The organism is Streptomyces sp. NPDC052012, assembly GCF_040689265.1.
In the GTDB taxonomy this organism is placed as follows: domain Bacteria; phylum Actinomycetota; class Actinomycetes; order Streptomycetales; family Streptomycetaceae; genus Streptomyces.
In genome coordinates this window covers 83,513-95,872 of the sequence record NZ_JBFAXA010000011.1, presented here as the reverse complement: position 1 = coordinate 95,872, position 12,360 = coordinate 83,513, and the positions used below count along the sequence as shown (strand labels likewise).

Sequence of the window (12,360 nt, the reverse complement as noted above, 5' to 3'; positions counted from 1 at the left end):
CCCTGGGTCCCCTCCCTGTCCGCCTCCTCGCCCGCCGCAAGCGGACCCCCCGGGATCGGACCCGTGGCATCCGCCGCAGACGGCCCCCACGGCACACGCGTGCCCTGGGTCCCCTCCCTGTCCGCCTCCTCGCCCGCCGCAAGCGGACCCCCCGGGATCGGACCCGTGGCATCCGCCGCAGACGGCCCCCACGGCACGCGCGTGCCCTGGGTCCCCTCCCTGTCCGCCTCCTCGCCCGCCGCAGGCGGTCCCCCCGGGATCGGGCCCGGGCCGTCCGACGGGCGGGGCCACGGGGGGCCGGCCGTGTCCGGGGTCCGGTCGTCGGGGGGAGTCGTGGACGCGGTGGCGGGGTGGGGCGTCCGGGGTGGGGTGGGGTTGCGCCGGCGTCTCAGGAAGGGGACGCGGGTGGCCGTGCCGGGCTGTGCCGGCGGCGTCGGCGGGTAGGGGCTGGTCGGGTCCGGGGGCTCGGCCGACCGCTGCGGCCGGGGGGCCGCCGGTGTGCCGTACGGGTCGCCGGCGCCGGGCGGCAGCACGGGGGTGGGGCCGTACGTCGCCCCTCCGGGCTGCGGCAGGGGAGCGAACGTGGTGCCCGAGCCCCTCAGCAGCTCCTCCAGGACCGCTTCCGTGCCGCCCGCCGTGAAGGCGAGCGTCAGACGCTGCCCCCATCCGGCCGCCCCGGTCAGTTCCGCGTCGCGGGCCGCGTCCCACAGCGTCTGGACCCACCGGCCCGCGACCGGTTCCCCTTCGTCGCAGGCGTCCACGAGATCGCTCAGGAAGTCCGGCAGTGCCCCGGGCTCGCGACCGCACAGCCGGTGGTAGGACTCGGCGAGCCGCAGCTCACGCCACTCCTCGTCCGTCCACAGGTGTCCGGCGCCCCGCCCCGCGGCCTCGGTCTCCTCACGCCACTGCCGGAACAGCTCGGCCAGCCGCCGGTGGCGTTCCGCCCAGCCGCGCGGGGAGCGGCGGCGTTGCAGGCGGAGCATCGGCGCGCGCACGACGTCGTGGTAGCGGAGCCGGCCCGCGCGTTCGTCGGTGAAGGGCAGCGTGCCGACCCAGGCGTACAGCTCGTCGAGCTGAGCGGGGTCGCAGTCGGCCGCCGCCCGGAAGACGTCGGCGTCGAGCCAGCGCGGCAGGGCCCCGGCGAGGGCGGCGGCCCTGCGGACCTGGTCCGGTTCCCACTTCAGGAACCGCTCGACGGCCGTGGCGCTGGGGTCGTCCACCTCGTCGGGAACGGTGGGCCGGGTGCCGGCGAGGGTGGAGACGAGGACGGGGAGGCCGCCGGTGAGCCGGAGGACCTCCCGGATCACGGGTTCCGCGGTGACGCCCCGGTCGGCGAGCAGGCCGCGCGCCTCCGCCTCCGTGAAGGGCTCGAGGAGCAGGGCGGTGGTGAAGTCGGCGAAGCCCGCCCAGCGGGTCGGCTCGAGGGGGCGCTGCCCGGCGGTGACGACGACGGTCGTGGCGGGCAGGGTGCCGTGGCGGTCGGTGGTCATGACGTCGTGCAGCCAGCCGTCCAGGAAGGGGGCGGTGCGCTCGTACGTGTCGAAGAACAGGACGATCCACGGCGCCGCGGAGGCGGCCTCGCGCAGCTCGTGCGTCAGGACCGGGGTGAGGACGCTCTCGGGGGCGAGGACGAGCTGGACGTCCTCGTGGCTGCGGAAGCGTGCGCTGAGGCCGGTGCGCAGCCGGTCGGCGCCCTGGGCGAGCTGGGTGGGGTCGAGGACGCCGGCGAAGGCGCCGACGCCGGGGACGAGGCCCAGCCTGGCGAGTCCGGCGCGGGCCACGGCCATGCTTCCGGCGGACGGGGCGCCGGCGCCGGGCGCGGGGTCGAGTGCGGCGAGGGCGGCGGTCTCCGCCTCGTGCCGCCGCTCGCGGTGGGCGACGAGGAGGCGGTCGAGCTCCTTGAGCCGGCGGCCCTGCGCCGCGAACTGCCGGCACACCACCGACAGCGCCTCCGGCACGCTGCCCGCGCTCTCGTCGACGTACGCCGTGAGCGCGCCCCGTTCGCGGGCGATCTGCTCGAACTCGCGGATGAGGAAGGTCTTTCCGACGCCCGCGTTGCCGTGCACGTGGAACAGGAAGCGGTGGCGCTCGTCCTCGGGCGGGGTGTCGAAGTTCGCCCGGAACAGGTCGCGTTCGGCGCTGCGGGCGACGAGTCCGGCGCGCCTGCGCCGCTGGATCAGCTGCTGCATCGACAGCCGTGCGTCCGCCACCCGAACGTCCCTTCCGCACCGGGAACTTGAACAGCCCCATTCTGACCCACAGCACGCGCACGGGGATTGAGGTGAGGGCGTACACGGGAAGGGAAGGTGACATGCCCACCCCTACCGCTCGCGGGGCGCTGCCCCTGGCCGCGACCCTGCTCACCGCATCCGTCGCCCTCTACATGGCGCTGGTCGCCTTCGGCAACATCACGGACTTCGGGACGAACCAGGAGTTCGTCCGGCATGTCCTGGCCATGGACACGACCTTCAAGGACGACGACCTGATGTGGCGCGCGATCACGAACGAAGGGCTCCAGGACGCGGCGTACGTGGCGATCATCGCCTGGGAGACGGCCGCGGCGCTGGTCCTCCTGTACGGCACCTGGCTGTGGATCCGCCACGACCACCCCCGAGCCCGCCGCGTCTCCACCTACGGCCTGCTGATGGTCATGCTCCTCTTCGGCGCCGGCTTCCTCGCGATCGGCGGCGAGTGGTTCGCGATGTGGCAGTCGGAGGACTGGAACGGCCTGGACGCGGCCACCCGGGTGTTCGTCCTCAGCGGCATGGTCCTGCTGGTGAACCATCTGCCGGGGCAGGACGAGCGTCGTTCCGAGTGACCTCGGCGCACTCGGCCGGCGGGCTACTCCACCACCCGCACCGTCGTCCCCGCCGTGCCGAAGGTCCACAGCGCCTTGCCGTCGTTCTTGCTCACGCGGATGCCGCCGGTCCTGGTGCCGGAGGCGGCCGGCGGGGGCGAGGAGCCGTCGACCGCGTTGGAGAACGCGATGGAGGTGCCGGACTTGGCGGCGAAGTAGATGACGTGCTCGACCTGCACGCCGTCGCTGCCGGTGGTGGCCTGCGTGCGGGTGCCGATCGTGTAGGTGCCGGGGTCCGGGGAGACCGTGCCCGGCCACACCGTGAAGGAGCGGCGCGCGGCGTCGCTCGCGTCGACGAGCCAGACGCGATGGTCGCCGAGGGAGTAGACGATACGGCGGCCGGTGCCGGAGTCGGCCGGTACCGCGGGCGGCTGCCGGGGCTTGGCCGACGGCTTCGCGTCGGCCGTCGCCGACGCGCTGGGCCGGCTCGCGGACGCGGTGGGCTTGGTCCCCTGGTCCGCCTGTACGGCCATGACGGCCACCACGGCGATCGCCCCCGTGGTCAGCCCGGTCACCCAGGCCCACGAGGGAAGACGGGCAGGCACCGGTACGCATCTCCTCGGTCGGGCGGAGTTCCGACCCCCGACAGCGGGGGTCGGATCATCCTACTGCCAGCCCGGTCGCGGCCCTCTCAGTCCAGTACCGGAAGCAGTTCCGGCAGGTGCCCGTCCGAGGCCTCGGCCGCCCGCCGACGCTCCTGAGGGACCTCTCCGTACAGCGTCGTGCGGGGCCGCGCCGGACGGCCGGCCGCCTCCGCCACCGCGATGAGGTCCTTGACCGACTTGTAGGAACCGTAGGAGGAGCCCGCCATGCGGGAGATCGTCTCCTCCATCAGCGTGCCGCCCAGGTCGTTCGCCCCGGAGCGGAGCATCTCCGCGGCACCCTCGGCGCCCAGTTTCACCCAGCTTGTCTGGATGTTGGGGATGTGCGGGTGGAGGAGGAGGCGGGCCATCGCCGTCACCGCACGGTTGTCGCGGACCGTCGGGCCCGGGCGGGCGATCCCGGCCAGGTAGACCGGCGCGTTGGTGTGCACGAACGGCAGCGTCACGAACTCCGTGAAGCCGCCCGTGCGCTGCTGGATCGACGCCAGCGTCCGCAGGTGCCCCAGCCAGTGCCGGGGCTGGTCGACGTGCCCGTACATCATCGTCGAGGACGAGCGGATGCCCAGCTCGTGCGCCGTCTCGACGACCTCGATCCAGGTCGCCGCCGGCAGCTTGCCCTTGGTGAGGATCCAGCGGACCTCGTCGTCCAGGATCTCCGCCGCGGTCCCCGGGATGGTGTCCAGGCCGGCTTCCTTGGCCGCGGTGAGCCACTCGCGGACGGACAGGCCGGTGCGGGTCGCGCCGTTGACGACCTCCATCGGCGAGAAGGCGTGCACGTGCATGCCGGGGACGCGCGTCTTGACCGCCTTCGCTATGTCGAAGTACGCCGTGCCGGGCAGGTCCGGGTGGATGCCGCCCTGCATGCACACCTCCACCGCGCCCACGTCCCACGCCTGCTGGGCGCGGTCCGCCACCTGCTCCAGCGACAGTGTGTACGCGTCGGCGTCGGTGCGGCGCTGCGCGAAGGCGCAGAAGCGGCAGCCGGTGTAGCAGACGTTGGTGAAGTTGATGTTGCGGGTGACGATGTACGTCACGTCGTCGCCGACGGCCGACTTGCGGACGTCGTCCGCGACCCCGCACAGGGCGTCCAGGGCGGGCCCGTCGGCGTGCAGCAAGGCCAGCGCCTCCGCGTCGGTCAGCTTCGTCGGGTCGTCGGCCGCCGTGCGCAGGGCCTCGCGCACGTCGGTGTCGATGCGCTCCGGGACCATCCCGGGGGCGGCGGCCTCGCGCAGGGCGTCCCAGTCGCCGTAGACCTCGTCGAAGTCGTCGCGGCGGTCGGAAGTGCGGCCCTCGGTGTCGATGGTGCGGTGCAGGTCGGTGCGGCCGGTGGCGGTGAACGCCTCGTCCGGCTCCTGCCAGGGCAGCCCCTCCAGCAGCGCGTCGGGGCGGGCCAGACCCGTGGCCGGGTCGGCGAGCGCCGCCACGTGCGGGCGCAGCCGCGGGTCCAGCCAGGGCTCGCCGCGCCGTACGAACTCGGGGTAGACGCAGAGGCGTTCGCGCAGCTCGAAACCGGCGGCACGGGACCTCTCGGTGAGTTCCTCGATCTGCGGCCAGGGCCGCTCGGGGTTCACGTGGTCGATGGTGAGCGGGGAGATGCCGCCCCAGTCGTCGATCCCGGCGCCGATGAGACGCTCGTACTCGGCGTCGACCAGGTTCGGCGGCGCCTGGAGACAGGCGGACGGGCCGAGGACGTGCCGGGCGACGGCGACCGTGGCGACCAGTTCGTCCAGTTCCGCGTCCGGCATCCCGCGCATCGCGGTGTCCGGCTTGGCGCGGAAGTTCTGGATGATCAGCTCCTGGATGCCGTGGTGGGCGCGGGAGATCTTCCGCAGCGCGAACAGCGACTCCGCGCGCTCCTCGTAGGTCTCGCCGATGCCGATGAGGATGCCGGAGGTGAAGGGCACCGAGGAGCGGCCGGCGTCCTCCAGGACGCGCAGGCGTACCGCCGGTTCCTTGTCCGGGGAGCCGTAGTGGGGGCCGCCGGGCTCGGACCACAGGCGGGTCGCCGTCGTCTCCAGCATCATCCCCATGGACGGCGCGACCGGCTTCAGGCGCTGGAAGTCGGTCCAGGTCATGACCCCGGGATTGAGGTGCGGGAGGAGTCCGGTCTCCTCCAGGATGCGGATGGAGATGGCACGGACGTAGGCGATCGTGTCGTCGTAGCCGTGTGCGTCGAGCCACTCGCGCGCCTCCGGCCAGCGGTCCTCCGGCTTGTCGCCGAGGGTGATGAGGGCTTCCTTGCAGCCGAGGGCGGCACCCTTGCGGGCGATGTCCAGCACCTCGTCCGGCGACATGAACATCCCGTGTCCGGCGCGGCGGAGCTTGCCGGGGACGGTGACGAAGGTGCAGTAGTGGCACTTGTCCCGGCAGAGCCGGGTCAGCGGGATGAAGACGCTCTTCGAGTACGTGATGACGCCGGGCCGTCCGGCCGCCTCCAGGCCCGCGTCCCGGACCCGGGCGGCCGAGGCGGCCAGGTCCTCCAGGTGCTCACCGCGCGCCTGGAGGAGGACCGCGGCCTCGGTGACGTCCAGGGAGACGCCGTCCCTCGCACGTTTGAGGGCGCGGCGGAGGGAGTTCTCGGTGGGACCTTGGCCGGTTCCGGGGGGCGCGGAAGTCGTCATCCTTCGAGCATATGGGGCGTCTGTTTCCGCGCGGTCCGGGGCGGTGAGTGCGGTGCGTCGGCGGGTGCGGGCGCGTCGGGGCTGGTCGCGCCCACGCGGTGGAGCCGCATATCGATACAGCCCCGCGCCCCTGAGGGTTGGTTGCCGCAGCCCCTCGTCTACAAGTGCTCGGCGTATGCGTCCAACTTCCGCAGGACCTCCGCCTCTCCCTCCGGTGGCAGCTGGACCACCACCTCCTCGATGCCCAGCCCTGCGAAGTGGGCGAGCTTGCCCGGGGTCGGGTGGACCGCGTACGGGACGATCTGGAGGGACTCGGGATCGCGGCCCGCGTCCGCCCAGGCCGTGCGCAGGCGGGGCAGGGAGTCGGACAGGCCCCGTCCGCCGATCGGGAGCCATCCGTCGGCGTACTCGCAGATGTGGGCGAACAGTTTCGGGCCGGCCGCCCCGCCGACGAGTGTGCGCGGGCCGGTCACCGGGCCGCGCGGCTTCTGCGCCGGCTTGGGGTACGCGTAGCTGGCCCGGACGCTGCCGAACTCGCCCTCGTACGCGGTCGGTTCCTCCGCCCACAGCGCCCGCATCAGCGCCATCCGGTCCCGTACCAGCTCCCGCCGGGTACGCCACTCGACGCCGTGGTCGGCGGCCTCCTCGACGTTCCACCCGAAGCCGACGCCGAGCGTGAAGCGGCCACCGGAGAGGTGGTCCAGGGTGGCGATCTGCTTGGCCAGGTCGATCGGGTCGTGCTGAGCGGCGAGCGTGATGCCGGTGGCGAGCCCGAGCCGCTCGGTGACGGCGGCGGCCTGACCGAGCGCGACGAACGGGTCCAGGGTGCGCCCGTACTCGCGCGGCAGCTCCCCGCCCGCCGGGTACGGCGTGGTCCGCTCCACGGGGATGTGGGTGTGCTCGGGCAGATACAGCCCCGCGAAGCCCCGCTGCTCCAGCTCACGGGCGAGCCGGATCGGGGTGATGGTCTCGTCGGTGAGGAAGATCGTGACAGCGATACGCATGCACCATCCTTACCCGCACCTGCCGGAAAATTGTCGATCGCCTTCCCTTACACGGCAGTTCACTGCTCAATACAAAGGTTGCACGCACCACCCCTGCACCACCCATGTCCTGTCGTAGACACCTGGGGAGCAGCCACATGTGCGATGAACACACGGGTATCGGCAGACGCGCCGTGTTCGTGACGGGCGCCGCCGCCGCGCTTACGTTGGGAAGCGTGAGCTTCGCTTCGGCAGCGGGCCGCGACGGCGGCCAGGAGACGAGGACGGTGCGCGGCACCCTGGAGCCGGGCGCGCCCGACTTCGTGTACGTGCCCGTCGACGTCCCGTCCGGCGTACGCGAGATCAGGGTCTCCTACACCTACGACCGGCCGTCCGTGCCGGCCGGCACCACCGGCAACGCCCTCGACATCGGCATCTTCGACGAGCGCGGCACCGAGCTGGGCGGCAGGGGCTTCCGCGGCTGGTCGGGCGGGGCGCGCACCGAGTTCTTCGTGCGCGCCGACGACGCCACACCCGGCTACATCCCGGGGCCCGTGCGGGAGGGCACCTGGCACATCGCGCTCGGCCCGTACACCGTGGCCCCGCAGGGGCTGTCGTACGAGATCACCGTCACGCTCACGTACGGGGAGCCGGGTGAGACGCCGGAGCCGGTGTATCCGCCGGAGCGGATCAAGGGGCGCGGGCGCGGCTGGTACCGGGGCGACTGCCATCTGCACTCCTGGTACTCCGACGGCCGCCGCACCCCGGCCGAGATCGCGGCACTGGCCCGCGCGGCCGGCCTGGACTTCATCAACTCCTCCGAGCACAACACCCACTCCGCGCACCCCCACTGGGCCGAGGCCGCGGGCGACGACCTGCTGGTGATGCTGGGCGAGGAGGTGACGACCAGAAACGGGCACGTGGTGGCGATCGGCACGGATCCGGGGACGTTCGTCGACTGGCGCTACCGGGCCCGCGACAACCGCTACGGCCGTTTCGCGCGCCAGATCCGCCGCGCGGGCGGCCTGGTCGTCCCCGCCCATCCGCACGCCACCTGCATCGGCTGCAACTGGAAGTTCGGCTTCGGCGAGGCGGACGCCGTCGAGGTGTGGAACGGCCCCTACACGCCCGACGACGAGGTGGCCCTCGCCGACTGGGACAGCATGCTGGTGGCGTCCGTGCGGGAGGGCCGGGACTGGATCCCGGCGATGGGCAGCAGCGACGCGCACCGCGACCCCGATGCCGTCGGCCGCCCGCAGACGGTCGTCCTCGCCGACGAGCTGTCCCGGCGGGCCATCCAGGAGGGCATCCGCGCGGGCCGCTCGTACATCGCCGAGTCCCGGAACATCACGCTGGCGTTCGGCGCGTCCGGCGGGCGCGGTGAACACGCCGGCATCGGCGAGCGGTTGGAGGCCGACCGGGACGCCCCGGTCACCGTCCGCCTGGAGGTCACCGGCGCCCCCCGCTGCACCGTCCGTCTCGTCACCGACCAGGGCGTGCTGCACACCAGCGCCCCGTTGCCGGTGTCCGGCTCGGGCGTGGTCGAGTGGCGGACGACGCCGTCCTACGCGGCGTACGTGCGCGCGGAGTTGCGGCACGAGGCCGCGGCGGGGCCGCTGCCGGGCGCGCTGGCGGCGTTCACCAACCCGATCTTCCTGGGCCACCGGCCCCGGTAGGCTCATCACACGATGACTGCTGACGCCGAACGCAAGTACCGGTCCGCCACCGCCTTCCAGCGCCGCATCAACCCGGTCATGCGCCGGCTGCCGTTCCAGGCCGCGCTGGAGACCACCGGCCGGGTCTCGGGACTGCCCCGGATCACCCCGATCGGCGGGCGGCGGGTCGGGGACTCCTTCTGGCTGGTGTCGGAGTTCGGCGAACGCTCCCAGTACATCCGCAACATCAAGGCGAACCCCCGGGTGCGGGTGCGCATCCGGGGCCGCTGGTACACCGGCACCGCGCACCTCCTGCCCGACGACGACCCCGTGGCCCGCCTGCGCACCCTGCCCCGCTACAACAGCACGGTCGTACGGGCCGTGGGGGCGGGGCTGCTGACGGTGCGGGTCGACCTGGACGTCTGAGGGCCCTCGGGCGGGCGACTCACCCCGGCCAGACGATCGACTGCACCTCGCTGTAGGCGTGCAGGGCGTAGGAGCCGACGTCCCGGCCGACGCCGCTCCTGCGGAACCCGCCGAACGGGGCCTCCATGTTCCGGCCCACCGTGTTGATGCCGACCCCGCCGGCGCGCAGCCGCCGCGCCACCCGGAAGGCGCGGGCCACGTCCGCGGACCACACGTAGTCGATCAGGCCGTACTCGCTGTCGTCGGCCAGCGCCACACCCTCGTCCTCGTCGTCGAAGGGGATGACGACGACCACCGGCCCGAAGATCTCCTCCCGCGCCACGCGCATGTCGTTGCCGCAGTCGGCGAGGAGGGCCGGCGCGACATAGAAACCCCGCTCGTACGGAGGCCGTTCGCCCCCGGCGACGACCGTGGCCCCTTCCTTCCGCCCCAGTGCGACATACGCCTCCACCCGCTCCCGGTGCTCCGCCGAGATCACCGGCCCGACGACCGTCCCCGGCTCCCGCGGATCCCCGACCGGCAGCCGCCGCGCGTACGCCGCCAGCTGCTCCACCAGCCGCTCGTACACGCCCCGTTGGGCCAGCACCCGCGTGGGCGCCGTGCAGATCTGCCCGCTGTAGAAGGAGTACGTCGTGCCGATGCCGCGCACGGCCGCCGCGAGGTCGGCGTCGTCGAACACGAGCGCCGCGCCCTTGCCGCCCAGCTCCATCAGCTGCCGCTTCATCGCCCGCCCGCACACCTCGGCGATGCGCTGCCCGACCACCGTGGAGCCGGTGAAGCTCACCATGTCGACGTCGGGCGACGCCACGGCCGCCTCGCCCACCTCCACGGACCGCCCGGAGACGACGTTCACCACCCCCGGCGGCACCCCCGCCGCCTGCAACGCCTCCGCCATCCGGTACACCGACAGCGGATCCTGCGGCGCCGGCTTCACCACCACCGTGTTGCCCATCGCGAGTGCCGGGGCGACCTTCCCGGCCGCGTTGGCCCAGGGGTTGTTGTACGAGGTGACGCAGGCGACGACGCCGACCGGCTGCCGCACGGCCAGGGCGCCCAGCACGGACGCGGGCCCCATGACTCCCGCCTCGTTGAGCTGCGGCGCGATCGCCCACTCGGCGGGCTCCACGCGCGCGTAGCGCCGGAACCGTGCGGCGGCCACGCCCACCTGCATCCCGCGGGCGGTGCCGGTGGTCGCGCCGGTCTCCGCCTGCGCGAGCGCGGCGTACGGTTCCAGCCGCTCGCGGATCAGGTCCGCCGCCCGCGCCAGGATCACCGCCCGCTCCTCCGGTGCCGTACGCGACCACGCCCCGAAGGCCGCGCGGGCCGCGGCGCACGCGGCGTCCACCTGGCCCCGCGAGGCCTCCGGCGCCCGGCCGGCCGTCTCCTCGGTCGCCGGGTCGGTCACCGGGTAGTGCCCGCCGTCCGGCTCGACCCAGCGCCCGCCGATGAACAGCCGCTGCGGCACCCCGGCCGCGCTCACCGCGTCCTCACGGTCACCGTGTCCCGCCCGGAGCGCAGCACCTTGCCCGGCACGGCCCCGGTCACCACGTCGTCGCGGATCACCTCGACCCCGTTGACCCACACGGCCCGCACGCCGAGCGCCCTGGAGTCCAGCCGGGGACTGTCGCCCGGCAGGTCGTGCACCAGGGTGGCGGGGCCGGCGCCGATCCGTTCCGGGTCGAACAGGACGAGGTCGGCATGCAGGCCCTCCCGTATCCGCCCCCGCTCGCGCAGCCCGAACAGCCGCGCCGGGTCGTCGGTCAGCATCTTCACGGCCGCCTCGAGGCCCACGAGCCGGCGCCCGCGCAGACAGTCCCCGAGGAAGCGGGTGGTGTACGGGGCGCCGCACATCCGGTCCAGATGGGCACCGGCGTCGGACCCGCCGAGCAGCACGTCCTCGTGACCCCAGGTCTCGGCGCGCAGCGCCCAGGAGGCCGGGTCGTTGTCGGGCGGCATGGGCCACAGCACGGTGCGCAGCTCGTCGTTGGCGCAGATCTCGACGAGGCACGCGAAGGGGTCCTGCCCCCGCTCCCGGGCGATGTCCCGCACGACCCGCCCGGTCAGCCCGGCGTTGGCCGCGCTGTAGGTGTCCCCGATGACGTACCGCCCGAAGTCCGCCAGCCGCCGGAAGACGCCCGCTTCCTTGGAGCCGGCGCGGCGCAGCATCTCGGCGCGCACGGCCGGATCGCGCAGCTTCTCGATCCGCTCGGGGACCGGCAGACCGAGGATCGGGCCCCAGCCGGGGATCAGGTTCAGCGCGCAGAAGGTGCCCAGCGACATGTTCATCGGGGTGAGGATCGGCATGGTGAGGGCGACGACCCGCCCGCCGGCCTTCCGCGCCCGCTCACTGGCCTCCAGCTGACGCGGCACGCGCTCGGGAACGGCGGCGTCGACGGTGAGCACGTTCCAGTTCAGGGGCCGCCCGGCCGCCGCGCTCATCTCCACGAAGAGATCGATCTCGGCGTCGCTGAACTGGTCGAGGCACCCGGCCACGATCGCCTCGATCTGCGTCCCCTCGTGCTCCCCGACCGCCCGCGCCAGCGCCAGCAGTTCCTCCGGCCGTGCGTGCCGGGAGGCGACGGGCTGCCCGTCGCCGTCGGAGTGCGTGGACGACTGGGTGGTGGACAACCCCCAGGCACCGGCCTCCATGGACTCGTGGAGCAGCTGAAGCATGGCCCCGAGCTGCTGCTCCGTCGGCTGCCCTCCGATCGCCGCCGCCCCCATCACATACCGGCGCAGCGCGCAGTGCCCCACCATGAACCCGGCGTTGACCGCGATCCGCCCCTCCAGCGCGTCCAGGTACTCGCCGAAGCCGTGCCAGTCCCAGGGCGCGCCCTCCTCCAGCGCCACCAGGGACATCCCCTCGACCTTGGCCATCATCCGCCGCGTGTAGTCGGCGTCCTCGGGGCGGGCCGGGTTGAGCGGCGCGAGCGTGAACCCGCAGTTCCCGGCGACGACGGTGGTGACGCCGTGATGGAGGGAGGGGGTGGCGTAGGGGTCCCAGAAGAGCTGGGCGTCGTAGTGGGTGTGGGGGTCGACGAAGCCCGGGGTGAGGACGAACCCGGAGGCATCCTCGGTGGTGCGGGAGGGTTCGCTGAGCGCGGGACCGACGACGGCGATACGACCCTCGCGGATGCCGACGTCGGCGGTGTAGGCGGGGGCACCGGTCCCGTCGACGACGGAAGCGCCCTTGATGAGGTGATCAAGCATGGGTTG

General features: G+C 73.5%; 9 protein-coding genes. 3 read left to right on the top strand and 6 right to left on the bottom strand.

Annotation, left to right across the window (positions count from 1 at the left end; all coding sequences use genetic code 11):
* Window positions 1-2,189 (bottom strand): hypothetical protein (locus AB0412_RS19650; RefSeq protein ID WP_366403936.1); only part of this gene is annotated, 2,189 nt, incomplete at its 3' end.
* A gap of 122 nt (window positions 2,190-2,311) precedes the next feature.
* On the opposite strand from AB0412_RS19650, the gene AB0412_RS19645 reads away from it, so the two are divergent.
* Window positions 2,312-2,818, top strand: a complete 507-nt coding sequence (locus AB0412_RS19645; RefSeq protein WP_366403839.1) for a DUF2165 domain-containing protein — start codon at window positions 2,312-2,314, stop codon at window positions 2,816-2,818.
* A 23-nt stretch (window positions 2,819-2,841) separates the two neighbouring features.
* On the opposite strand, the gene AB0412_RS19640 is transcribed toward AB0412_RS19645, so the two are convergent.
* From AB0412_RS19640 to AB0412_RS19630, 3 genes are all read right to left on the bottom strand, one after another.
* Entirely contained in the window at window positions 2,842-3,402 is a 561-nt protein-coding gene (locus AB0412_RS19640; protein WP_366403838.1) for a hypothetical protein, read from the bottom strand.
* Between the two features lie 86 nt (window positions 3,403-3,488).
* Complete coding sequence (locus AB0412_RS19635) at window positions 3,489-6,080, bottom strand: bifunctional FO biosynthesis protein CofGH (RefSeq protein ID WP_366403837.1); 2,592 nt, start codon at window positions 6,078-6,080, stop codon at window positions 3,489-3,491.
* Window positions 6,081-6,238: 158 nt separating this feature from the next.
* Window positions 6,239-7,084 carry an LLM class F420-dependent oxidoreductase gene (locus AB0412_RS19630; RefSeq protein ID WP_366403836.1) on the bottom strand — a complete coding sequence of 282 codons (846 nt, stop codon included), beginning with the start codon at window positions 7,082-7,084 and terminating at the stop codon, window positions 6,239-6,241.
* Window positions 7,085-7,221: 137 nt separating this feature from the next.
* Here AB0412_RS19630 and AB0412_RS19625 point away from each other — a divergent pair, with 137 nt between their 5' ends.
* Entirely contained in the window at window positions 7,222-8,739 is a 1,518-nt protein-coding gene (locus AB0412_RS19625; RefSeq protein ID WP_366403835.1) for a CehA/McbA family metallohydrolase, read from the top strand.
* A gap of 12 nt (window positions 8,740-8,751) precedes the next feature.
* Window positions 8,752-9,144, top strand: a complete 393-nt coding sequence (locus tag AB0412_RS19620; RefSeq protein WP_366403834.1) for a nitroreductase/quinone reductase family protein — start codon at window positions 8,752-8,754, stop codon at window positions 9,142-9,144.
* Window positions 9,145-9,163: 19 nt separating this feature from the next.
* Here AB0412_RS19620 and AB0412_RS19615 read toward each other — a convergent pair whose 3' ends face one another.
* Together AB0412_RS19615 and AB0412_RS19610 are read right to left on the bottom strand one after the other, a co-directional pair.
* A complete protein-coding gene (locus AB0412_RS19615) occupies window positions 9,164-10,624 on the bottom strand; it encodes an aldehyde dehydrogenase family protein (RefSeq protein ID WP_366403833.1) in 1,461 nt (486 codons plus the stop codon).
* Window positions 10,621-12,354, bottom strand: a complete 1,734-nt coding sequence (locus AB0412_RS19610) for a D-aminoacylase (protein ID WP_366403832.1) — start codon at window positions 12,352-12,354, stop codon at window positions 10,621-10,623. The genes AB0412_RS19615 and AB0412_RS19610 overlap by 4 nt, the downstream gene beginning before the upstream one ends.
* Window positions 12,355-12,360: the final 6 nt, after the last annotated feature.